At 52.0% G+C, this 23,113-nt stretch carries 17 protein-coding genes and 1 pseudogene; 4 read left to right on the top strand and 14 right to left on the bottom strand.

Annotated features, from left to right (window positions below):
* The 12 genes and pseudogenes from FJQ58_RS18425 to FJQ58_RS18370 all read right to left on the bottom strand — a co-directional run.
* Window positions 1-1,102 (bottom strand): annotated as a pseudogene (locus tag FJQ58_RS18425) (hypothetical protein); the annotation flags it as partial.
* A 17-nt stretch (window positions 1,103-1,119) separates the two neighbouring features.
* Window positions 1,120-2,694 (bottom strand): response regulator transcription factor, encoded by a 1,575-nt coding sequence (locus tag FJQ58_RS18420; RefSeq protein WP_139996049.1) that lies wholly within the window; start codon window positions 2,692-2,694, stop codon window positions 1,120-1,122.
* Between the two features lie 37 nt (window positions 2,695-2,731).
* The gene (locus FJQ58_RS18415; protein ID WP_139996047.1) at window positions 2,732-3,550 is read right to left on the bottom strand and encodes a carbohydrate ABC transporter permease; all 819 of its coding nucleotides are present in this window, start codon (window positions 3,548-3,550) and stop codon (window positions 2,732-2,734) included.
* Window positions 3,550-4,422, bottom strand: a complete 873-nt coding sequence (locus FJQ58_RS18410) for a carbohydrate ABC transporter permease (protein WP_139996045.1) — start codon at window positions 4,420-4,422, stop codon at window positions 3,550-3,552. Before FJQ58_RS18410 ends, FJQ58_RS18415 begins: the two co-directional genes overlap by 1 nt.
* 99 nt (window positions 4,423-4,521) lie before the next feature.
* The gene (locus FJQ58_RS18405; RefSeq protein WP_139996043.1) at window positions 4,522-5,877 is read right to left on the bottom strand and encodes an ABC transporter substrate-binding protein; all 1,356 of its coding nucleotides are present in this window, start codon (window positions 5,875-5,877) and stop codon (window positions 4,522-4,524) included.
* 102 nt (window positions 5,878-5,979) lie between these two features.
* Window positions 5,980-7,785, bottom strand: a complete 1,806-nt coding sequence (locus FJQ58_RS18400) for a cache domain-containing sensor histidine kinase (protein WP_162341572.1) — start codon at window positions 7,783-7,785, stop codon at window positions 5,980-5,982.
* A 64-nt stretch (window positions 7,786-7,849) separates the two neighbouring features.
* On the bottom strand, window positions 7,850-10,531 hold the full coding sequence (locus FJQ58_RS18395; protein ID WP_139996039.1) for a glycoside hydrolase family 78 protein: 2,682 nt from the start codon (window positions 10,529-10,531) through the stop codon (window positions 7,850-7,852).
* A 4-nt stretch (window positions 10,532-10,535) separates the two neighbouring features.
* Window positions 10,536-11,447, bottom strand: coding sequence for a nucleoside hydrolase (locus tag FJQ58_RS18390; protein ID WP_139996037.1), 912 nt, complete (start codon window positions 11,445-11,447; stop codon window positions 10,536-10,538).
* Window positions 11,431-12,996 (bottom strand): FGGY family carbohydrate kinase, encoded by a 1,566-nt coding sequence (locus tag FJQ58_RS18385; RefSeq protein ID WP_238404145.1) that lies wholly within the window; start codon window positions 12,994-12,996, stop codon window positions 11,431-11,433. The genes FJQ58_RS18390 and FJQ58_RS18385 overlap by 17 nt, the downstream gene beginning before the upstream one ends.
* Window positions 12,993-13,946, bottom strand: a complete 954-nt coding sequence (locus FJQ58_RS18380) for a transketolase family protein (protein ID WP_139996035.1) — start codon at window positions 13,944-13,946, stop codon at window positions 12,993-12,995. The genes FJQ58_RS18385 and FJQ58_RS18380 overlap by 4 nt, the downstream gene beginning before the upstream one ends.
* The gene (locus tag FJQ58_RS18375) at window positions 13,939-14,799 is read right to left on the bottom strand and encodes a transketolase (RefSeq protein WP_139996033.1); all 861 of its coding nucleotides are present in this window, start codon (window positions 14,797-14,799) and stop codon (window positions 13,939-13,941) included. The genes FJQ58_RS18380 and FJQ58_RS18375 overlap by 8 nt, the downstream gene beginning before the upstream one ends.
* 1 nt (window position 14,800) lies before the next feature.
* A complete protein-coding gene (locus tag FJQ58_RS18370; protein WP_139996031.1) occupies window positions 14,801-16,231 on the bottom strand; it encodes an L-fucose/L-arabinose isomerase family protein in 1,431 nt (476 codons plus the stop codon).
* 313 nt (window positions 16,232-16,544) lie between these two features.
* Here FJQ58_RS18370 and FJQ58_RS18365 point away from each other — a divergent pair, with 313 nt between their 5' ends.
* The 4 genes from FJQ58_RS18365 (at window position 16,545) to dnaN (ending at window position 20,213) form a co-directional block, all read left to right on the top strand.
* A complete protein-coding gene (locus FJQ58_RS18365) occupies window positions 16,545-17,600 on the top strand; it encodes a LacI family DNA-binding transcriptional regulator (protein WP_202915286.1) in 1,056 nt (351 codons plus the stop codon).
* A gap of 276 nt (window positions 17,601-17,876) precedes the next feature.
* Window positions 17,877-18,554 carry a hypothetical protein gene (locus FJQ58_RS18360; RefSeq protein WP_139996029.1) on the top strand — a complete coding sequence of 226 codons (678 nt, stop codon included), beginning with the start codon at window positions 17,877-17,879 and terminating at the stop codon, window positions 18,552-18,554.
* Window positions 18,555-18,821: 267 nt separating this feature from the next.
* Window positions 18,822-19,064: a ribbon-helix-helix domain-containing protein gene (locus FJQ58_RS18355; RefSeq protein ID WP_139996027.1), complete on the top strand. Its 243-nt coding sequence runs from the start codon at window positions 18,822-18,824 to the stop codon at window positions 19,062-19,064.
* Window positions 19,065-19,079: 15 nt separating this feature from the next.
* The gene (gene dnaN / locus FJQ58_RS18350) at window positions 19,080-20,213 is read left to right on the top strand and encodes a DNA polymerase III subunit beta (RefSeq protein ID WP_139996025.1); all 1,134 of its coding nucleotides are present in this window, start codon (window positions 19,080-19,082) and stop codon (window positions 20,211-20,213) included.
* Here the strand turns inward: dnaN and FJQ58_RS18345 are convergent.
* Window positions 20,210-21,649, bottom strand: a complete 1,440-nt coding sequence (locus FJQ58_RS18345; protein ID WP_139996023.1) for a (Fe-S)-binding protein — start codon at window positions 21,647-21,649, stop codon at window positions 20,210-20,212. The two genes, dnaN and FJQ58_RS18345, sit on opposite strands and share 4 nt — an antisense overlap.
* Window positions 21,642-23,057 carry an FAD-binding oxidoreductase gene (locus FJQ58_RS18340; protein WP_139996021.1) on the bottom strand — a complete coding sequence of 472 codons (1,416 nt, stop codon included), beginning with the start codon at window positions 23,055-23,057 and terminating at the stop codon, window positions 21,642-21,644. The genes FJQ58_RS18345 and FJQ58_RS18340 overlap by 8 nt, the downstream gene beginning before the upstream one ends.
* Window positions 23,058-23,113: the final 56 nt, after the last annotated feature.

Here is a 23,113-nt window from a genome sequence, read left to right as displayed (position 1 = left end):
CGCGCGTCCGCTGCGCAATATTCTCGTACGTAATGCGCCCCGGCACGTCCATCGAGCGGTCATCCGTCTCCTTCACCCAGTCCATCTCCAGCAGTTGCGATTCCGCGAGATGGTTGCGAATGTAGCGCTCCACAACGCCCCAATATTTCGTGTAGCCGCTTTGGGCGAGCGTAATGCCTGTGGCGATCAGATCGACGAGTGAGCAGGTTTCATGCTCGTACGCCTGCTCCTTCATATCGCCTGGCGTCCAGCCGAACGCCGTGCACTGCGTCACCGCCCAGGCATAGCTTTTCTCCACGAACGCAATAAGCGCGGCATCGCCCGTAAATACGCCAAAGCGCGCCAGCGCGTCGAGCGTGCCAAGACGCGTATGGAAGTGCCCGCTGCGGTAGGCCAGCGCGTCGTTAAAGCTGCCGTCCGGGTTGAACACGCCGCTGCGCTGCACGATCAAGGCGGTGAAAAACTGGCAAAGCTCAAACGCATCCGCGTTGCCTGTCAGCTCATGGTACTTCAGCAGCGGCATAACGAGCCTGCCGCAGAACGCTGCCGGGTCTGGAGCGAGCCGGAGCAATATCGCATTGGAGGAAGGCCAGCCGCCTTCCTTATATTCCGAAGCCGGATAATACCAGACGTCTCGCTCCTTGATTGCCACACGCTTTAGCGCCGCCACGTGCTTATCCGCCGCTTCCTTCACAGCCGGATCGCCTGTCGACTGAAACCATGTCGTCAGCGACAAAATAACGGCTCGCTGGTCGATAAAATTAGCATTCGCCTCCCAGTTATAATTCGGATTTGTCTGACGATAGCTCAGCCCGTCCTCCTTAAAGAACGAGAGCAGGTTCGATCTATACTTGGCTTCAATGTCTGAGCCAAACGTCTCCCCCGACATATGCCGCGCCAAAATCATGCCGTCGACCATCCGTCCGTGCGAGGAGCCGTAATCCCAGTCGCCATGCGTCAAGTTCGCAGGCTCCGTCATCAGGTTAGCCGCAAAAAACGGAATATCGTTATAGTCGCGGTCCGCCATGCCAACGATCGCGTTCATTGCATGCCCCGCGCGATCCTCCAACGTCAGCGTGTCAGGTAATAATCTTTTTGCCATCAGTAGTCTCTCCTTCGTTAATTCAAAGTTTGCGGCTCGAGCGAGCTGCGGTAATCGCCAATGGTCATGCCCATCTTCTTCTTGAAAATCTGGCTGAAATAGCGGTAATCCTCATAACCGACCCGCTTCGCAATTTCATAATTTTTATAGGCAGGGTAGCGCATCAGCTCAACGGCCTTGGCGAGCCGGGCATCCGTCAAATAGTCGACAAAATTGCTGCCCGTCGTTTTTTTGAACAAGCGGCTCAAATAGTCAGCGTTCAAAAAACGGCTTTCCGCTATCTGATGCAGACTGAGCGGCTGGTCACAATGCTGCTCGATCAGCTTCTGGATTTCCCGAACAATCTGCTCGCCCTGCTTGCCGGCCGCGGGACTCCGCGAACCGATCACGCCGGGCAAAATTTCATTTTTAAAAATCGCACCGACAGCCGTCACATCCTTGCGTATCCGGATCATCTCCGTATAGGCTAGCAGGCTGTGTCCCGTTGCCTTCTCTAGATTCGCACCTATGCTCTGCAACTGCTTCTCCAATGAATGCACAAGCATCAGTGCGCCGCGCAGCAAATCATCCACTGTCATGCAGGGCTGCGAAATTTGTGCATAAAAGCGCTCAAAATCCTGCTGCGCCTGCTCTTCATTGCCATGCTGAAGATTAATCAGCAATGCTTGCTCAAGCTCTCGCGGATAAGCCGATGCAGCCACAACAGAAGTCTCGCCAGCAAATCCAATCCAGCCTGCTTCGCCAAGCTTTCTGGCGTTCAAGCTCAGCTTTGATTTCTTGTACAGCTGCGGCAGCAGCGAATCTTGCTCTGCCTGCTCGCTCGCCGCAATGCTATAGCTCACGCCCGCCAACTGCTTCAGCAGCGGCTGAAGCATAGCCAAGAGACGAAGCAGCTCACTTCTCACCAAGTGCTTGCCATGCAGGCAAAGAACAAGCTCGCACATGCTTCCCTGCGCGGCCGTCATCACAACATCCCACTCGCCGCCAAAATAAAACGCCCGCTCCTGCTGAAGCTTTTGCCGCAGTTGCTCCATAATCAAAGGCAGCTCGCAGCGCTCCACGTACACATCCGGCTGGGCAACCAGGAGCAGGGAATTTCCCGCCTTCCAGCTCATACCAGCCAGAGCGCTGCTTTCACTCCCATCGCCCGTGAACAAAACATCCTCCAGCCAGTTCTTCGCGCTGCCCTCTCTTGCCCTTGCTTTGCTGATTTGCCTGCGGTCTAGCTCTTCCAGAGCTTTGCCAAGCACGGCCGCAAGCTCATCCTTCTTGATCGGCTTCAGCATATACTCAAATGCGTTATGGCGGATCGCTTCCTTCGTATATTCAAAGTCCGAGTAGCCGCTGACCACGATCGTCAGCAGCTCCGGAAGCTCCTTGCCAAGCAAGGCGAGCAGCTGTTTCCCGTCAAGGCCGGGCATCCGCATGTCCAGAAACAGAAGATCCGGCTTTTTGAGCAGCGCCATATGATAGGCGTCCTCGCCGTCCTCCGCTTCCCCCGCAAGCGCAAGGCCAAGCTCCTCCCACGGAATCGATTGAATCAAGCCCCTGCGAATCCAGCGCTCGTCATCGACAATCATCACCTGTCTCATATCCGTCACGCCTCCCGACTACGAGCCTCATTTGGGATCAGCCTTTAACCGATCCTGCCGTCAAGCCATCGATAATATAGCGCTGCAGAAACAAATAAATAATGAGAACCGGGGCAATGACCACGATCATAAAGGCAAATACAATTCCCCAGTTCGTGCTGTACAGCGTAACGAAGTTAAACACCTGAAGCACGATCGTCCATTTTGTGCTATCCGTAACGAGGTAGAAAGGACCGAAGAAATCATTCCATACCGATACGATAACAACGATCGAGACCGTGACCAGCACCGTGCTGATGAGCGGCAAAATAATTTTGAGATACAGCCGGAAATAGCCGCAGCCTTCCAGAATAGCCGCCTCGTCCAGCTCCCTCGGCACGGACTTGATAAACCCGACAAGCAGAAACACCGCGAACGGCAGCAGAACCGCCGTGTAGTACATCACAATGCTGAGATATGTGCCTTTAATATGAAGGACATCTAGCAGCCGAATCGTCGGAATAATGGAGACCGGCACGATGAGTCCCATAATAAAGGCCATATAGACGCCGTTCAAAAATTTGCCGCCGCGCCGCTGAATGACAAACGCCGCCATCGATGCGAACAGGTTCACGCAAACAACCACAAGCGCCGACAGAAGAAAGCTGTTTTTAAAGCCGCGCAAAATATTATCCTGGTTAAACACATCCCGGTAATTGCTGAATTCCCAGGTCGACGGCAGCGACAAGCCAAATAACGCGGATTCCCTGATGCCTTTGAACGAATTGATAAAAATCATAAAAAACGGAATAAGAATGAGGAGAGCGAGGCCGATTGCAACGATTTCCAACGCGATTGGCGGCAGTTTTTTTCTCATTACATCTCGACCTCCCTTTTCTTCATCGCCATCAGCACAGGTACGCCAACCAGGGTTACAAGCGCAAACAGCAGCATATTGATCGCCGTGGCATAGCCCATTTCGCCCGAGCTGAACGTGTTGCGAATATACGTATAGAACACCTCGGTCGTATAGCCCGGACCGCCTTCGGTCAGCACCATTACGATCTCGAATACTTTCATCGAGCCGATCATTGCAAGCAGCACGTTAACGGTAAAAGCAGGCGCCAGCAGCGGGAACACCACATGCTTGAACCGCGTCCAGTAATTCGCTCCATCTATCGAGGCGCTCTCGATCAGATCCTTCGGAATAAATTGCAGCCCGGCCAAATAAACGACCATCGAAAAGCCCGCAACCCGCCAGATGTCGGTAATGATAATGGTAAACAAAGCGAATTTCGGATCGTTCAGCCAGTCCTGCATCATAAAATCCAGGCCGACCATATCAAGAAATTTATTTACGATTCCGTGCTCGGGATGGTAAATAGCCCGGAAAATATAGCCGATAACCAGTGGAGCAATGACATAAGGCATGAAAAAAATCATCCGAAGCAAATTGCGCAGCCTCAGCTTCTCGTTTAAGATCAGCGCCAGCGCAATGCCCGATACATTTTGCAGCACCGTCACCGCAGCGGCAAAAATTAGCGTGTTCGTAAAAGCTTGCTTCAAGCGGGGCTCGTTGAACAGCTCCCTGTAATTTTCCAATCCGATGAACTTAATCGTACTTGCGTTAATGTTCCAATCGGTAAAGCTGTAATAGACGCCAATCACGGTCGGCGTTATGAAGAATAATAGAAAAACGATTATCGCCGGAAAAGAAAAATAAAGCGGGTATTTGTTTCTCTCCATCATGCTCACCCCTGCTCCGATAAGGAAGGGCAGGCCTTGCGCCCGAGCTGCTCTCTAAGGCAAGGCCCGCCTGCTCCATCTAAATGTTAAGCCGCTTATTTCTTATTCAAAACCTTCCAGACGTTTGGAATTGCCGTCCTTGACATAGTTCGTATCCATCTCTTTGATCGCTGCATCCACGTCGCCAGAAATATGGAACGCCTGCAATATTTTCCCGAGATCAAGGAAGGATGCCGTTAAGCGGTTTTGCACATTAACCTTGGACTTGCCTGCGTCGATATATTCCTGAACCGTTTGCTGGCTCGGGTAAAGCTCGCTCTCCGCGCCTTTGAAGATCGGAATGCCCGGGTGCAGCTTATAGAAGGAATTGACGCTTTCGCTTGAGATCATGAACTTCACGAGCTCCTTCGCCGCTTCCAGGTTCTTCGCCTTTGACGGTACCATCAGCTGGTTCGGTGGCGTAATCATGGCCGTACCTGTATCCGTAGCCGAAGGGAATGGGAAAAACCCGATTTTATCTTTCACAAAATCATTGCCGAATTTCTTCTCCAGCTGCGGCAGGATGCCATCCAGCATGAACGCCATCGCAACCTTGCCTTCGCCCAGCTCATTTTGCAATTCGTCAAAGGTGCCCGACAGCGTATTTTTCTGGAAGAGGCCCAAATCCTTGATTTCTTTCGCTTTCACGAACAAATCCTTAAGCGCCGCGATTTCGGATAGCTTCATGCCGTTGACATTAAGCTTCTGAACGCCCTCATCCCCAATCTCCTGATCTACCTGGCTTACCCAGCCCGTTAAGTAAAACACCTGAGTTGGCCAGCCGTCCTTCACGCCTTCATAGAAAGGCGTTACGCCGCTATCCTTCAGCTTCTTGGCGATTTCAAGCAGGTTTGCGTAATTCGTCGGCGGCTCAATGCCCGCTGTGGCGAAGACGTCCTTGTTATAGAACACGCCCATCATGCCCGTTTTGCCAAAAGGGACGCCATAAGCCTTCCCAGAGGCATCCTTCTGGAATTCGGCGATCGATTCAATCACGTTGTCCCACACGCCAGCCTCGCCCGACCATTCATACAGCGTCTCGTCGGCTCTTAGCTTGACGTACTGCTTCGTTCCCGGCTGCATCAGAAATACATCGGGAAAGTCGCCAGTAGAGAAGCGTGTTTTCAGCATGTTGTCGTAATCCCCGCCCGGCAGCGCCTGAACCTCTACCTTATTGCCGGTTTTCGCTTCAAAATCTTTAAAAATTTGCGTGTATGGCGTCGCGTCATCCGTATTCGGAATCAGGAAGGTTAGTGTGACCGGATCCTTCGCAGGCTCCTTGGTTGGATCTGCCGCCGCCGTCTTCTCAGGTGCGTTAGTCGCAGGCGTATTGTTTCCGTTATTCCCTCCGCATGCGGCCAAAGTCAGTGCTGCTAACAAGAATACCATCGTGAGATAAACCGCTTTCATCTTTCTCATTCATTGACACCCTCTCATCCTTAATGCTTACACCCCTATTATATGAAAGCGCTTCCTATCAACAAATTCACAATAATGACTTGTTATGTTGAATATTCTGACTTATTCGTTCGCAAGCGTGGTCTCGATCGGAATGAACAGCTTGATCTCCGTTCCCGCTCCCTTGCGGCTGTTAATCTCAAAATCAAACGCATCGCCAAACCGGATTTTATAACGGGAATACACGTTTTGGATGCCGATCCCCATACGGACCGCCGGCAAAGCACCATTGCCTTGCTGCATAGGCGGCTTGAGCGTCTGCCGGATCTCCGCGAGATGCTTATCGGAAATGCCGACTCCGTCATCGGATACGGAGAGTGCGATTCGCCCGCCTTCCCGCCGCATCGTCACCCTAATGCTGCCTTTGCCGCGCTTGCGCTCAATGCCATGGAATACGGCATTTTCGACAAGCGGCTGGAGGGTCATTTTGAGCAACGGAATGCTGTAAAGCTCCTCTTCAATCTGCTGCTCGTAGGCGATCTTATCCTCGAAGCGGATGCGCTGAATGCTCATATAAGCGTCAATTTGAACGAGCTCCTCCTGGAGGGTCACGATCTCGTCTTTGTTCTTGGTGTTGTAGCGGAAAATGTCTGCAAGCGATTCGGCCATTTGGCCGATGTCCTGCACCTGGTAATAGTCAGCCATCGACCGGATGCTGTCCAACGTGTTATAGAGAAAATGGGGGTTGATCTGCGAATAGAGCATAGCCAGCTCGGCTTCTTGAAGCTTGATTTGGTTCACGTATTTCGTCTCGATCAGCTGCTCCAGCTCCTCCTGCATGGCGTTGAAATTCATGCCGATCCGGCCGATTTCATCGTTGCGCTTCACCTCGACCCTTGCGGAGAAATCGCCGCGTTTCATGCGGTTAACCGATTTATACAGATGAAGGATCGGCTTCGTGATGCGCTGTCCGAAGAGGACAGATATTAGAAACGTAATGAAAAAGGCAATGCATGCGGTGAACAAAACGGTCGTCTTGATAATGTCCAGCGAGCCGAAGATGTCGCTCTTCGGGACGACGAGCACCGCTTTCCAGTTGGAGTAGCCCGACCTCGTATAGGAAACGAGACGCTCCTCGCCATCCATCTCGAACCAGAAGCGGCTCTTGCTGCCGCTTACCCGCTCGGTCAGCGCCGGCTCATCCGCATAGGCATTGGCATTTCCTGAAGCATAGACGAGCCGGTTGCCTTCATCAAGAATGAGAATGCTGCTGCTTGCCGATAGCGCGTCATTGCGCCCGATGCTGTTGAACAGCTCCGAACGATACTCCGCCCTGACAATAATAAATAAATCGGGATTCGAGAAATCTCGAATCAGAATTGCCGAGAAATAAGCCGCTTCTTCTGCGTCTGAGCGCTCCGACTCGGGAATCAAACTGCTGAAAAAAACCTCACCGTCCTTAGCTACCGTGGAGCGGAACCATTCCGAATTGCGGACCTGCGCGGCATTTCTCATCCCGCTGTCGTCGGATGCGCTAAGCAGCTCGCCCGTACTGAAATAAATATGGAAGCGAATAAAGTCACGGATTGGCGTTACGTTAAAGCTTTTTAAATAAAGGTCCCCGATTCGCTGGCGAAACTCGAAGCGCTCCTTGTCGCTCATCTCCGGGTAACGGTTGATGCCGTCGACGTAGCTTGGATCATTATAGGAAGCCAGCAGCAAATTCCGTTTGCTGTGAAAATCATTGTCCATGTTTTTTTCGATTTGCTGAACGAGCAAGGCGCTGGCGGACTCCGCCTGCCTGCCCATCGTCGTATAGGAGATATAAAAGGATACCGATCCGACCAAGGTGATGCAGACCAGGATAATAATAAAGTAGCTGAGCAGGAGAACGGTACGTATGCGAATAATGAACCCTCCTATAGCCAAAACCACCCAAGCAATCCCACGGTAGGGATATGGCTTGGGCGGTCAGCTGCTATGTGATGATGGCTTATGCGTTGGTGATTTGGCTGGCGAAGGCGTAGGTGCCTGAGCCAATTTGGAATACAGTCTCGCCGTTCGCCTGCGTAACTGGCTTAATCTCGCTATCCGCAGCACCGGCTTCATATGCCGCAGCGTCGATATGCGTCACAATCCCTGGCAGATGAACCGTCGCGGTCGTGTTGGCCGGAACCGTAACGTTCAGCTTGAACGAGCCGTCAGCTCCGAGGGTCCACGTTACGCCTACTCTTCCGTAAAGGGAGTCATAATGCGCATTGACACTGGATACATCGCCACCCGGCTGCGGCCGGATAATCGCATTGCGGAAGCCCGGTGCCGAAGCGTCCGCTTCAATGCCCGCCATGTAGCGGAACATCCACTCGCCCACGGAGCCCAGCGAATAATGATTGAATGAGTTCATCTGTGGCGTCTGGAACCCTTTGTCCTCTGTCCAACCGTCCCATCTCTCCCAGATTGTCGTTGCGCCATGCTTGATGGAATACATCCACGAAGGGAATACCTCCTGCGTAAGCAGCTTATATGCGATGTCAAGCCGGCCGTTGTCTGATAGGGCAGGCAATAGGTAGCCGACGCCGAGGAAACCCGTCGTTAATCGGTCGCCCCGCTTGGTAATATCCGCTGCCAAATGTCCAATCGCCTTTAGGCGAAGCTCCTCGGTAAGCAGGCCGAATTGCAGCGCTAGCACGTAAACCGTCTGCGTCTCGCCATGGATGACGCCGTCCTCGCTGACAAATGCGGTGCGGAAGGCGGCTGCAATGTCTTGGAACAACTGGTCATACCGGCTCACTTCCTCCGGCTTGTCAAGCACCCCTGCAATCAAACCAAGCAGCTTCGTGCTGTAAGCAAAATATGCGGTCGCGAGCACTTCGTTTGGCGTATCCGCATCGATGGACAGCCAATCCCCGTAGTTCGCATAATCGGGCCGAACGAGATTGTCGGTATTGATTCTCAAATACTCGACCCACTTCGCCATAGCTTCGTAATGCGTCTCCAATATTCTCGTATCGCCATACATCAGGTAGAGCGTCCACGGAATGACGACGCCGGCATCTCCCCAGCCTGCATTGTCCGGCGCGAACCAATTCAGCCGCGTATTCCAGTTTTTGTGGCGAATCCAGCCTGCATCCGGCGCAACGTCAGTGAATGCGCCCGAAGGCTGCTGGCAATCGATCATATCCCATACGAATTTATGGAAGAAACGGGCCACATCCATATTGTAGGACGCCGTGCGCGCGAAAATTTGCGCATCGCCAGTCCAGCCTAGCCGCTCATCGCGCTGCGGGCAATCCGTTGGCACGGACAGGAAGTTGCCGCGCTGTCCCCAAGTAATATTCGAATAAAGCTGGTTGACCATCGCATTCGACGTTTCCAAATAGCCCGTTTCCGGTGTATCCGAATGGACTACCTTGCCGATAACCGTATCCAAATTCGGCTCGCCCGGATATCCAATCAGCTCCACGTAACGGAAGCCATGGAACGTAAAATGCGGCTCGTAGCGCTCTTCGCCTTCGCCCTTCAGCGTATAATGCTCCTGCTGAACGGCTACGCGCAAATTATCGAGATAAAGCGAGCCGTCCGGGCTGAGCATTTCGGCATGGCTCAGCGTAACGGTCGTACCGCGTTCACCCGTCACCTTAAGCTCGGTCCAGCCAACCATATTTTGCCCCATATCGTATATATAAGTGCCTGTGGGGGACTTCTTTATGCTGATCGGCTTTATCGTTTTGGTGATCGTAATCGGCGGCTCGTTCGTAGCCACCAGATTGCCGTTATAGCCTGAGCGTACATCCGGCTGCTCCCAAGCGGCATCGTCATAGCCCGCTTCGTCCCATCCGTCAATTTCAAGGCGTGCATCATAAGCCTCGCCCATAATAAAATCGGAATAAACAATCGGCCCTTTGCTTACCCGCCAAGTATGGTCGGTTACAATGCTTTCCTTGCTGCCGTCCTCATACTCCACATTGACCTGCATCATGAAGAACGGGCGCTCCCCGTAAACCTTATCGCCGAGGAAGCCGACGGTGCCCGCATACCAGCCGTCGCCTACAATTACGCCGAAGGCGTTGTCGCCCTCTGCCAGCAGCTCGGTAATCTCGTAAGCCTGCACCTGCGTGCGGACGTTGTAATCCGTAAAGCCTGGGGCAAAATAATCGCCGACCCGCTTCCCGTTTACGTGAAGCTCGAATAAGCCGAGCGCCGTCGCATACGCAAATGCGCTGCGCACTTTGCCCTTAAGCGAAAAAGCTTTGCGCAAATGAGGCGAAGGCTGCATGTTATGCTCAGCATCGCGCTTGCGGCCGATCCATTTCCCTTTGTAAGCTTCTCTGCTCAGGAGACCCATCGTCCAGAAGGACGCTGCGCTCCACTCGGAAGGCTGCTGCTCCTTGTCCCAGATGCGGACCTTCCAGAAATATTTCCCTTCGGCAAGCAGCTCGCTTCCCGCATATTCGACTTGAATCGATTGGCTCGATTCCACTTTTCCGCTATCCCATACATCGCCTTGCCCGGCTGCCAGCTTCTCGCTGGAGGAAGCTACCAGAATGTGATAGGCCGTCTGCTCGGCGGAGCGGCTGTCCGCTTCGATTTGCCAAAACAATCTTGGCTTGCCCGCTTCAATGCCTATAGGGTTCGTCATATACTCGGTCTTGCAATTCACAATCGACAAGGTCATTGCGTTATCCTCCGTTTTTGGAACTGGCATGGAATAATTCAAGCTTGGCGTACATGTCCTCTAAAGTAAATCGCGCATCGACGGAGCGATACACCCTAATTTTCCGATCCGTTTTTTGCTCCTCATAACGCATATCCGAAGTAATATGCGGCGCGTCCACCATATCATAATCAAATTCCTGATCATCAATAAGCAACGAGACAGCGGGAGAATCACCCAGCGACCACATTTCACCCTTTGGCCATCTCGGCGTATGGTCAGGATGCAAATTAAACTCTACCAGCTGCTCGAACAAATAGCGGCCGATTTCGCCATGCGGACGCACCCTTACGGCTAACTCCGCCAAGCTTACTCGCAGCATTTTGTATACATTTTGCGGAACCTGCCATAATGGAATCGGGGAGCGGAACACGACGTTTGCGGCAGCAATATCATTTTCCAAATTAAACTCCCGTGCTCCCGCTGGATACGGCCCTCCGCCGATCCAGACCGCGGTCATGCGATCGGCAATGCGCGGCTCCTGCAAATAAGCCGAAGCCAGATCCGTCAGTGGCCCGAGAAAAATAACGTATAGCGGAAGCTCGCCTTCCTTCATCGCTTCGCTTACGATAAGCTCCGAGCCCGGCGAGGATACTGGCGTCTGTTCATCCGGCAGCGCAGCTTTGGCCCCTTCATGGACGGTTACTTCATCCTCCATATGCATCAGTTGCAATACCTTCTTGATTTCCAAGAAGGATTCCTCCATCGAGGTATCGATTCTCGTGCCAAAATGCGCCGCAATAATGCCCGCGATATTAAATCTTGGCGTCAGCAGCGCATGGGCAATCGCATATTGGTCGTCCGCTTCGTTTTTGGCATCCGTATTGATGATAAGTCGAATCTGTTTGGATTCTGGTACTTTATAGGGAAAGTTCATGGCTTTGCTCCTTTTGATGAAGCGCTGCTTCATTGGCCAGGACCGCCTTCACCGCGGCCTGCCAGCCTAAAACGCGCCGTTCTCGTTCCTGCTTCGACATGCTCGATTGAAATTCTCTATCCCGCTTATAGAAGCCTGCGATCGCTTCAAGGCTCCAGCGGCCCAGCGCCAGCCCACCGATATAGGCCGAGCCAAGCGCGGACAGCTGCGCAGCCTCGGGACAAACGATGCGCGACTCCAGCAAATCGGCTTGAAATTGCATCAGCCTATCGTTTGCCGTTGCTCCGCCGTCCACCCGCAGCTCCTTAAGCGGCAAACCGGTTTGCTGCTCCAGCAGTTTAACCGCATCATTCACCTGATAAGCAATGCTCTCTAGTGCCGCCAGCAAAATGTGATGACGATCAGAGGAGCGGTTTAGCCCCGTAATCGCTGCTCTTGCCTCGGCGTTCCAATGTGGAGCTCCCAGCCCTACGAATGCCGGCACCAGGTACACGCCGCCGCTGTCTCCGGCCTTGTTTACGCTCTCCTCCAGCTCCTCGAAGCTGCGGTAGAGACCAAGCTGATCGCGCGCCCAGTTCAGGCAGTCGCCCGAGCAATGGATGATTGCTTCGAGCGCGTAGTCAACCTTGCCGCCAAGCCCCCAAGCGATGGCGGATACCAGTCCGTCCCGCGCGCGTACGATATCGGAGCCTACATGCATCAGCACCGATGTTCCTGTGCCGTAAGTGCCTTTTGCCATGCCCGGCTTCGTGCATTGCTGCCCGAACAGGGCGCCTTGCGAATCGCCGATTACACCGGTGATCGGAATTTTCCCGGCAAACAGCCCCGGCTCGTCAATGTAACCGTAAATGTAATCGCTCCCATATACATGAGGAAGAAGCTGCAATGGAACGCCAAACCAGCCGGCCAGCTCCCCGTCCCATTGCAGCGTTTCGATATTGAACAGCTGAGTCCGGCTGGCGTTACTAAAGTCGGTCGCGTGTACTTTGCGGCCGCTCAGATTCCAAATGAGCCAGCTGTCCATCGTCCCCGCCATCAGTTGCTCTAACGGCGTATCCGCAGCTGCGTGTTCAAGCAGCCAGCGCCATTTTGTCGCCGAGAAATAGGGATCGAGCAGCAGTCCCGTTTTGGCCTGAATCTGCTCCTCTAATCCCCTCTCTCTGAGCTCCCCGCAATAGCTTGCGGTACGGCGGCACTGCCATACGATGGCATTTGCAACTGGTATGCCTGTCTCGCGATCCCATAATACAGCCGTTTCGCGCTGATTCGTAATCGTCAAGCCGGCAATCTCCTGCTCTGTTATGCCGGCTTGCGCTATGACGCCGCGAATGGCTGCCTTTACGTTATTATAAATTTCAACCGGGTCATGCTCCACCCAGCCGTCCTGCGGATAATATTGACGGTGGCTGATCGCTACTTGCTGCGCAATTTTCCCGCTCTCGTCAACCAGCAAAGCCTTCGTTGCAGTCGTGCTCTGATCAATGGTTAACAGATACTTAGCAGCATTCGAAATCAGCTCCGATGCTTGCGAAGGCTGCACGTTCATCATACTTGCTTCACCTTAGCTTTGACTAGCTCGGAGGCTAGCTTCTGGACATTGTCCGCAGTCAGGCCGTAATGGGCAAAGATTTCAGCTGTTTTGCCCGCAATTGCCGGCTCATCTGGAATGCCGAGTATACGCAGCGGCACAGGAATATTCGTTGACGTAACTTCCGCAACCGCAGCCCCTAGTCCGCCAAAGATGCTATGTTCCTCCAGCGTAACAATGGCTCCCGTCTCCTTAGCGGCAGCGATAATCGCTTCCTCATCAAGCGGCTTAATCGTATGCATATTGAGCACGCGCGCCCCAATGCCAGCTTCCTCCAGCAGCTTCGCGGCGTCGAGCGCGATGCGCACCGTCTCTCCGGTTCCGATCAGCGTCACATCGCTGCCCGGCTTCATGACAACGGCCTTGCCAATTTGGAAGTCATAATCATCAGACTCATACACATCCTCGACGGGATTGCGTCCAATGCGCACATATGTGCCACCCTCATGCTTCGCAAGAGCCTGCGTCATTTTGCGCGTCTCGTGGCGGTCCGCCGGCAAAATAATCGTTAAGCCCGGGATCGCACGCGTTACCGCAATATCTTGTAAGGAATGATGCGACATGCCAAGCGCTCCATAACTGACGCCGCCGCTAATGCCAACTAGCTTCACATTCGTCGCGGAATACGCGACATCCACCTTCACCTGCTCAATGCTCCGCATGCTAAGGAAGCATGCCGGGGAGGTAACAAACGGCTTCTTGCCGCTATGGGCGAGCCCCGCCGCGATGCCGACAATATTTTGCTCCGCGATGCCTGTTTCTACGAACTGCTCAGGGAACTGCTTAACGAATGGCGCCATGGCAGCCGAACCTCTCGAATCACTAGCCAGCACCATAATATCTCTATCCTCCTGTGCAAGCTCAATCAAAGCCTCGCACATCGCTTGACGGTTGGGTATGTTGTTAGCCATTCGTGCCACGCTCCTCTTCCGCTGCTCGTATCGCCGCGCTCGCTGCTTCCAGCTCGGCAACCGCTAGTCTTAGCTGCTCCTCATTCGGTACATGATGATGCCATTCAGGCTGATTTTCGGCGAAAGATACGCCTTTGCCCTTGGTCGTATTCAGAATAACAAGCGTCGGCTTGCCCGTCTGCTCAGGGACCGCGCGAAGCGTCTCCAGCAGCTCGCCAAAATCATGCCCGTTCACCTGCTTCACATGCCAGCCGAACGCCTCCCATTTGCGGTCCAGCGGATCGATGCCCATGACATCCTCCGTATTGCCGCTAATTTGTAGGCGGTTGCGGTCGACAAAGCCAATCAGGTTATCCAGTTTATAGTGTGCTCCCGCCATCGCCGCTTCCCATACGGAGCCCTCGGCCTGCTCGCCATCGCCCATTAAGCAAAATACCCGGTAAGCCTTGCTGTCCTTCTTCGCCGCAAGCGCCATCCCGACGGAGATCGCCAGGCCATGCCCAAGCGCTCCCGTATTCATTTCGATGCCCGCAACCTTATTGTTCGGATGCCCGATCAGTCTCGTTCCGAACTGGCAGTACGTCGCAAGCTCCTCCTTTGGAAAATAGCCGAGGTCGGCCAAAATGCACCATAACGATTCGACTGAATGTCCCTTGCTCGCAATAAACCGGTCCCGCTCCGCCCATTTGGGCCGGGCAGGGTCATGCTTCATGATTTCATAATATAAGGCCGTTAAAATATCGGTATTGCTAAGCGAGCCTCCCGTATGCCCCATTTTGGCATTGTGGATCAACCGCAGAAGGTCTGCCCGAATTTGTAATGATTTGATCTGAAGCTCGGCTACAGTCGCCATCCTAGACACTTCCTCTCAGCCATGCGCGAATTTCTGCTTCCGTTGGATCAACTGGGTCCGGAGTCAGGCCAGGAATATAATTGCAAGCCTCATAAAGGGAAGGAATGACGTTTGCATGAATGCCGACCGAATGATGGACATAAGGGCCTTTCACCAGCTTCTCTTCCCATAGCGGCCAATCGTTGACTTCTACCCATACATACGAGCCTCTCGTATAAGGCCCTTGAATGCCGCGTGCTTTGCCAAGGAACAGCGAGTATTCGCCATGGTCGCCGTCAAAACGGGCCAGCGTCATATCGCCGCCGCGAATTTCTCCTTCGTGTGTGCCCGGTGCATGGTCATCGAACAAAAAGTGATGGCGCAGCTTCGGCTTGTCTTCCACCGACAAGGAAACCGGGAAGTTGCCGCAGTGGAACAGTAGCTCGCCGTTCGGATTCTCAGGGTGGCGAACGGTCAAGTCCGCAAAGAAGGTAGGCGCTTCGTTCATCGCAGCCGCCTGAACCATCACCGAGGTAATCGCACCATGAATATCCGTTTCGCAGGTCACCGGAATTTGCTCATCTGTGAGCAGCGCATTGGCGAGGCACGGCATAATGCCCATCGCGTCCTGCAATGACGACCAGCACTGAATGGCAATCGCGCCGCTGCCAGTTTCCACCGCATATTTTTTCATGGCAACCTTAAGTGCTGCAACACGCTTCACGGCAGCCTCCGTTACTTCAGCAACATTCAGCATCGCTTGGATATAAGCAATTGCTTCTTGCAGCTCAGACCCGTTCTGCTTTTCGATTCGCTCTGTTGTCTTCTGAATATCGATCAGCGTAATGGGATGCACCTCGATGCCGAAACGCTCCAGCAGCTCGCCTTCATTGACCATCATCGTCCAAAAGGACGCCGGACGAGGCGCGATTTGCAAAATCCGCAGCGTACGGAACTGACGCACGACGTTAGCCGCCGATACGAAGTTTTTGAAACCCCTTTCAAAAACCGGATCATTTACCCGGCTGTTCGTCACATAGGTGAACGGAACGTTGAATCTGCGCAAAATTTTGCCCGTTGCGAACAGACCGCACTGGGTATCCCGAAGCCGCGTGCCATCCTCCAGCGGCGCTTCATCCCGCGGTCCCCACAGCAAGGTCGGCTTTCCAAGCGCCTTGGCCACCCGTGCGACCGTATCCTCCGTGCCGAAGTTGCAATGCGGGAAAAATACGGCATCTACCTTTTCACGCTGGAACCGCTCAATGATTTTATCCGCCCCAATGTTATCGTTATAAAGAAGTCCTTCTTCATTTAGCCCTTCGAGATCGACGATATCAATGTCCATGCCAAAAGAATCCATTTTCTCGCGAATCAACACCTTGTACTTAAAAGCATCCTCTTCGCTAAACACAAAACGACGTGTTGGTGCGTATCCCAGCTTTAACTTTTTCATCCTGTCCGCCTCCGTTAAACTACGACTAAACAACTAAACACCAAAATAATAAACATACTAAACTTTTTTATAATTCGTTGCTTGACCACTTCTATATTCTTATGATTCGCTCTTGGAAATCATCCTATCACGCCTGTTTAGTTCAGTCAATACTAAATATTTAGTTGTTTTCATTAATTTAATAGGGATTTTTCAACTAAACTTTATATCAGTTTAGTAATCTATTGCTAAACTACGCCTCTTCATAGTAAACTAAACATACTAAACGGATAGCTGATTATGTTGATCATAAATAAAGAATGGAGAACGTATCGTGAAAATGGATGATATCGCAAGACTAGCTGATGTATCCAAGTCAGCCGTATCCCTCGCTTTGAACAACAAGCCGGGAATCAGCTCCGAAACGCGTGAGAAAATCATCAGGATTGCTGAGGAGAATGGCTACCATTTTAAGCCCAAGCCAAGCTTGCCTGAGAAGCCAGTCAAAACACTGCTGTTTCTCGTCTTAACCAACTCCGGTATCGTGCTGGAAAACTACTATCAGCAGCCGTTCTTTCGGGAGCTGATTCATTTTATCGAAGAGCATTGCCGCTTGAAGGGATATTCCCTCCGCTTTTCTGCCGTGGACGTGAGCGATTTGGAAAATAACTTGCAGGCCGTCGCAGAAGAAAACAAAGACAATGGCATCATTCTGCTCGGAACCAATCTAAGCCGCCTGCAGATTGAATTTATCGCGCGGCAGCTGCCTAAGCTGGTCGTGCTGGATACTTGCTATGACACGCTTCCTGTCAGCTTTGTACAAATCAATAATGAGATGGGTGCGTATCAAGCGGGCACCTATTTATATGAAAGAGGCCACCGCAGCATCGGATACGTAGCCTCGGACGTTCGAATCCACAATTTCGACGCGCGCAAGAGAGGCTTCCGGCTCGCGCTCAAGGACTACGGGCTTGCTGTAGACGACTCCCATCTCTTCCACGTTGCTCCGACGATTCTATCTTCACAGCCGGAGATGAAGAAGCAGCTTGAGGCCTATATCAGCAGCGGCAAACCGATGCCGACCGCGATTTTCTGCGAATGCGACTATATCGCTATTAGTGCCGTCAAAACGTTAACCGAGCTTGGCTTCCGCATTCCGGAGGACATCTCGGTCGTTGGCTTCGATAATATATCGGAAGCCAGAATCATTACGCCGGAGCTCACAACCATCCATGTCGACAAGGATAAAATTGCACGGGTCGCCGTCGACCTGATCATCTCTCAGCTTGAGGAAGAAAACGACATGAAGGTGAAAATAAGCATCGATACGAAATTTATCGAGCGCCTCTCCTGCGCAGCTCCAGCTGTGGCAGTCGAAACGCAGATATAATGGATGAGGCAAGGTGAAACGGCTATCACCGTCCTCTGGCGGCGCAGCGCGTTTCATTCCACGAAATATTGAGATCCCATGGAGAAGGATCACTTCTCTATATATTAAGAAAAAGGTTAGAGCGAATCAGATCGTGGTCTGATGCTCTAACCTTTTTTGTGCTTGAGGCGCGTTGTTAAATAAGTTTAGCTAATGATTTTCAACTCAATGAATTTTTAAAAGTAGGGTTTAAGTCCATAATTGTGTGTAAAATCTCATCTAGCTCAGCGGCCCGAAATGGACTGGATATGGCTGGGTTCTGGAGAAATAGATCTATTTTTTAGATCTATTCTGGCGGAAATCGCCGATTGGAATGAAATAGGTCTAAAAAATAGACCTAATCTAGCCCAGCGAGCTCCATTGGGCAGTTTGAGGCTGAGTTCTGGAGAAATAGATCTATTTTTTAGATCTATTCTTGCGAAAATTGCCGATTGGGATGAAATAGGTCTAAGAAATAGACCTAATCTAGCGCAGCGAACCCCATTGGGCAGTTTGAGGCTGGGTTCTGGAGTAATAGATCTATTTTTTAGATCTATTCTGGCGGAAATCGCCGATTGGGACGAAATAGGTCTAAAAAATAGACCTAATCTAGCCCAGCGAGCTCCATTGGGCAGTTTGAGGCTGGGTTCTGGAGTAATAGATCTATTTTTTAGATCTATTCTGGCGGAAATCGCCGATTGGAATGAAATAGCTCTAAAAAATAGACCTAATCTAGCCCAGCGAACCCCATTGGGCAGTTTGAGGCTGGGTTCTGGAGTAATAGATCTATTTTTTAGATCTATTCTGGCGGAAATCGCCGATTGGGACGAAATAGGTCTAAAAAATAGACCTAATCTAGCCCAGCGAACCCCATTCGGCAGTTTGAGGCTGGGTTCTGGAGTAATAGATAAGTTGAACGGAAGAAATGAAGGTTAAGCGAAGCTAGATGCGAGTTTAGGGAATCGAAGTGTTCGCCTTAGTAGCCAGATTCTTGCCTTTACATAGATTAGTCCACCTAAGCATCTGCCTGCAACCACGCCTCCAAAGTATAAACTGCTCGTGCAGCGTCCGAAACGATAAAGTTTAGTTCAACGTAAATTGTTGCTGCCTTCCTCCATTGCCAACGATTTCAAATCATGATAAAGTTAAAGATAAGATATATGATTAAGGTTACTTAATTCAAAAGTAAAAGGAGATTTTTTAGTGACCGACAAAAAAATAAAAATTGCCGTGCCTCAGGATGAAGGGCAGCTGTCCATGATGTTCTCCCGAGGAGGTCCGCGTGCTGGAGCTGGAAGAAAAGGCATCGGCGAAACGAAGAAGGTTTCTCTGACGCTTACCAAAGAAATATGGGATGAGCTGGAGAAGCAATGTGCGGCTTCTGAGCTTTCTCGGTCAGAAGCCATCCGCCGCATCATTGAATCGTTTTACCATAAGTCAAATTAAAGATGGGTGAAGCTTATGCATGTTGAAATTGACCAGCAGTCTCTCCGTACCGCATTACAGCACATTTCGGCCGGCGTACCAGCAAGAAGCGTCTCGCCGATTCTAATGGGAGTCAAACTCGAGTCAAGCACAGACGGCTTAACGCTGACCGCGTGCAATACTTCAGTGACACTGCAATATTTTATATCGTGTGCTTCCGATACTTTGATCATTCATAATGAAGGAAGCACCGTCATCCCTGCTCGCTACTTCATCGATATCATTCGCAGCCTCTCGGAGGGCATGGTCACGCTCGAAGAAATGCAGAACTGTTTCATTCGCATTTCCTCGGGTCACGCCGTGTACAGGCTTGCCGCAATGAGCGCTGACGATTTTCCGGTTGCCGCAATTCCTGAAAGGAATAACGGATTCAGCATAAGCAACGTAGAATTAAAGCAAATGGTCAAACAAGTTGCTTTCGCCGCAGCAACCTCTGAATCAAAGCCGGTTCTAACTGGTGTATTGTGCCAAACGGATGAACATAAACTGACGTTTGCCGCTACGGATGGCATTCGGCTTTCGACCAGAACCACAAGGCATAGCGCTAATTCCGTTAGCAGCTTCCCTTCCGTTGTTATTCCTGCTAAACACTTGTCCGATTACACCAAAATGCTTCATAATGAATCCGGCACAACACGGATCACGCTCAGCGATCATAGCATTTATTTTCAGACGCGAAATTTCAGCATGTTATCCTTGCTCATTGCAGGGGAGTTTCCCTCAATTAACAGGCTGATTCCCAAAACCTTCTCAACCGAAATTAGCATGGATGCAGCTTCGCTCCTTAGCTCTGTTCTGCGAGCCGGCCTGCTTGCAGGACCTACGCATGTGGTTGGTATACGTATCACGGATACGGAAGCCGAAATGTTCGCAGCATCTGCCGCAGTCGGCGATGTCTCGGAAAAAATCGCAATCCAGTCGTTTATCGGTGACCCATTGACCGTATTTTTTAACGTAACCTATTTAAAGGATGTATTGCTTGCGATTGAAACCTCACAGCTTCGTCTACATTTCACGGGCCGGGAAAATCCGTTTGTAATCCAGCCATCGACCTCACCGAACGCTCAGTATATCATCACACCGGTGAGGACTGCTTATAGAGAAGCTTAGCTAATTGTGCTCGCTGCCTGCTTTTCAACCATCCGCTCATGCAGAAAATCAACGATATGCTCCACTTTCATCTGGGTGCCGCAGCCATGCTTCTGGACGCCTAGCTTCATTTGCAGCAGGCAGCCCGGGTTGCTTGTCAGCAAATAATGGGCAGCCGTCGCGTTTGCATTCTCCATCTTATGCTCCAGGAGCTGCCCGGCCATCTCCGGCTGCGTAATATTGTAAATGCCGGCTGAGCCGCAGCAGCGGTCTGCCTCATGCATCTCTACAAATTCGACGCCCTCCACTTGGCGCATAAGCGTGCGCGGCGCGTTTGAAGAACGCATGACATTGCGCAGATGACAGGAATCCTGATACGTAATCCGGATGGCAGCCTTGCTTGCTGCGTCATCGGATTTATTTTGTTTGTTGGTTTCACCGGCCAGTTCGCTGAAGAACGGCAGCCGTCCATGACGCACCAGCAAATCGCTAATATCGATGACCCGGTTCGCAAACCAAGCCGCGTCCTCCCGCCACTCTGCTTCCTCATGAAGCAGATGATCATATTCTGTCAAAATCGCTCCGCAACCACCCGCATTAGAGACGATATAATCTACGTTAGCCGCTTTGAAAGCTTCGATGTTTTGGCGAGCCAGCTTCTTCGCGCCGGAGGTCTCGCCGCTATGGGCATGAAGCGCACCGCAGCAGCCTTGGCTATCCGGAATAATAACCTCAAAACCAGCAGCGCTAAGAAGCTCTACCGTTTTGACGTTCGTTTCCGTAAACATTACATCCATCAAACAGCCTCTGAACATGCCGACTGTCGCAATTTTCTCACCCTTAGCCCTGTGGTGCGTGCCCATTCGCTGCACGATCCCCTTCGGTGAGGCGTCCGGCAAAATGGCTTCCATATCGCGCAGATGTTCTGGGAACAGCTTCATCAGCCCGGCACCGCGAGCTAGCGAACGAAGGCCCGAGCGCTGGTAAAGCTGCAGCGCTCCCCCTGCAAGCCTCATCCGGTTCTGCTTAGGAAACAGCTGCTTGAATACGACGCCGCGTACCGATTTGACCCACCAGCGATGGCTATTGGTATGATCCTCAATAGCATCCCTTGCCTGCTCGATAAGTTGGCCATACTTCACGTCGGCGGGGCAAGCCGGCTCGCACGCCCGGCAGCCAAGGCAGTGATTCATCTGCTCCTCGAATACTTCATCCGGACTCATGATGCCATCAGCGACCGCCTTCATCAACGCGATCCTGCCCCGCGGCGACTCTGCCTCAAGCCCGGTTTCACGGAAAGTCGGACAAGCCGGCAAACAAAAACCGCAGCGCATGCAATTCGTGAGCTGGTCCTCGTTAAGATTCAGCTTCAGCTTCTGCGCAAGGGGATTCAGCTTCGTAAGCGATGCTTCCTTTTGGCTTGCAGCCGTATCGTTACGCTCCATCGTTTTAGCCATGCTGAAGCACCACCCTTTTGCGAGATTGCTTAGCGAAGATTTTACCCGGGTTAAGCAGGTTATGCGGGTCAAAAGCATGCTTAATCCCTTTCATTACTTCAATGCCTGCCTCTCCAACCTTCCATTCCAAAAACGGAGATTTAACCAAACCGACGCCATGCTCGCCGGTAATCGTCCCGCCAAGGCGAATAGCCGCTTCGAATATTTCCTCAAAAGCTGCTTCCACCCGGTGAATCTCCTCGGAGTCTCTCGCATCGGTCGTTGCCGTCGGATGCAGATTGCCGTCTCCGGCATGCCCAAACGTACAAATCGTCACCCCATGCTTCACCGCGATCCGGTTGATTTCCATGACCATTTCGGCGATTTTGGAACGCGGTACGGTCGCGTCCTCCAGAATCGTCGTCGGCCGCAGCCTCGCCAGCGCCGTGAACGCGCTGCGCCTTGCTGTCAGCAGCTTTAGCGCCTCCTCTGCGCTTTCGGCCACGCTGACGCTATGCGCATTTTCCCCTCGGCAAATCGCCTCGATCAGCGAAATATCCCGATCCACAGCCTCTTGGTCGCCATCCTGCTCAATAAGCAGAATCGCTTCCATATCCAGCGGCAAGCCTAGCTTCGCAAAATCGTCCACCACGCGCACGGTCGCATTATCGAGAAATTCCAATGTGGACGGTATGATGCGGTTTTCTATAATTTTGGATACCGTTCTTGCTGCCTCGTTTAAATCTTTGTACATGGCAAGCATAGTCTTCTTCGTCGATGGGGGTGGAATAAGCTTCAAAGTCGCTTCCGTAATAATGGCAAGCGTGCCTTCCGAGCCGACCAGCAGCTTCGTCAGATCATAGCCCGCCACATCCTTCATCAGCTTGCCGCCTGTGCGCAAAATCTCGCCGCTTGCAAGAACGGCTTCAAGCCCGATGACATAGTCCTTCGTCGTGCCATATTTTAACCCGCGGAGACCACCGGAGCATTCGGCAATATTGCCGCCGATCGTCGAGATCGCCATGCTGCTTGGGTCCGGCGGATAGAATAGGCCCAGAGCTTCGATATGGGTAATAAAAGATTTCGTAATCAGACCTGGCTGCACGGTCGCAGTCAAATTTTCCAAATCAACCTCCAGAATGCGATTCATCCGATGCATAACCATAACGATCCCGCCGTTGATCGGAACGGTGCCGCCGCACAGATTTGTACCCGAGCCGCGTCCGACAACCGGAATGCGATGCTTGTTTAATATTTTCATCACTTGGCTGACTTGCTCTGTATTCTCGGGATAAATGACCCCGTCCGGCAGCGCTTGCAGCATCGGCGTTCCATCATAAGAATGAGTAACTAGCGCCTCTGCATCATCCTTAAAATAGTTCGGCCCAACGACCGCAATCAGCTCTTTTTTAATCTTCTCGTCCAGCATGATCAAACCTCCAGCAGTTATGATTAATTAATCAGGTCATCTGATGACTTTATTTT

The sequence above is a fragment of the Paenibacillus paridis genome (assembly GCF_006345825.1).
GTDB lineage: Bacteria > Bacillota > Bacilli > Paenibacillales > Paenibacillaceae > Pristimantibacillus > Pristimantibacillus paridis.
Note: the sequence above shows the minus strand (reverse complement) of the source record. Positions and strands in the feature narration are given on the sequence as shown.

What these genes read in the sequence shown, in the direction of transcription:
- FJQ58_RS18420 (WP_139996049.1), bottom strand. Translation starts at nt 2,694, where the DNA reads ATGAGACAGGTGATGATTGTCGATGACGAGCGCTGGATTCGCAGGGGC.
- FJQ58_RS18405 (WP_139996043.1), bottom strand. Translation starts at nt 5,877, where the DNA reads ATGAGAAAGATGAAAGCGGTTTATCTCACGATGGTATTCTTGTTAGCA.
- FJQ58_RS18410 (WP_139996045.1), bottom strand. Translation starts at nt 4,422, where the DNA reads ATGATGGAGAGAAACAAATACCCGCTTTATTTTTCTTTTCCGGCGATA.
- FJQ58_RS18370 (WP_139996031.1), bottom strand. Translation starts at nt 16,231, where the DNA reads ATGAAAAAGTTAAAGCTGGGATACGCACCAACACGTCGTTTTGTGTTT.
- FJQ58_RS18380 (WP_139996035.1), bottom strand. Translation starts at nt 13,946, where the DNA reads ATGGCTAACAACATACCCAACCGTCAAGCGATGTGCGAGGCTTTGATT.
- FJQ58_RS18415 (WP_139996047.1), bottom strand. Translation starts at nt 3,550, where the DNA reads ATGAGAAAAAAACTGCCGCCAATCGCGTTGGAAATCGTTGCAATCGGC.
- FJQ58_RS18395 (WP_139996039.1), bottom strand. Translation starts at nt 10,531, where the DNA reads ATGACCTTGTCGATTGTGAATTGCAAGACCGAGTATATGACGAACCCT.
- FJQ58_RS18360 (WP_139996029.1), top strand. Translation starts at nt 17,877, where the DNA reads ATGGACTGGATATGGCTGGGTTCTGGAGAAATAGATCTATTTTTTAGA.
- FJQ58_RS18375 (WP_139996033.1), bottom strand. Translation starts at nt 14,799, where the DNA reads ATGGCGACTGTAGCCGAGCTTCAGATCAAATCATTACAAATTCGGGCA.
- FJQ58_RS18345 (WP_139996023.1), bottom strand. Translation starts at nt 21,649, where the DNA reads ATGGCTAAAACGATGGAGCGTAACGATACGGCTGCAAGCCAAAAGGAA.
- FJQ58_RS18385 (WP_238404145.1), bottom strand. Translation starts at nt 12,996, where the DNA reads ATGATGAACGTGCAGCCTTCGCAAGCATCGGAGCTGATTTCGAATGCT.
- FJQ58_RS18390 (WP_139996037.1), bottom strand. Translation starts at nt 11,447, where the DNA reads ATGAACTTTCCCTATAAAGTACCAGAATCCAAACAGATTCGACTTATC.
- dnaN (WP_139996025.1), top strand. Translation starts at nt 19,080, where the DNA reads ATGCATGTTGAAATTGACCAGCAGTCTCTCCGTACCGCATTACAGCAC.
- FJQ58_RS18340 (WP_139996021.1), bottom strand. Translation starts at nt 23,057, where the DNA reads ATGCTGGACGAGAAGATTAAAAAAGAGCTGATTGCGGTCGTTGGGCCG.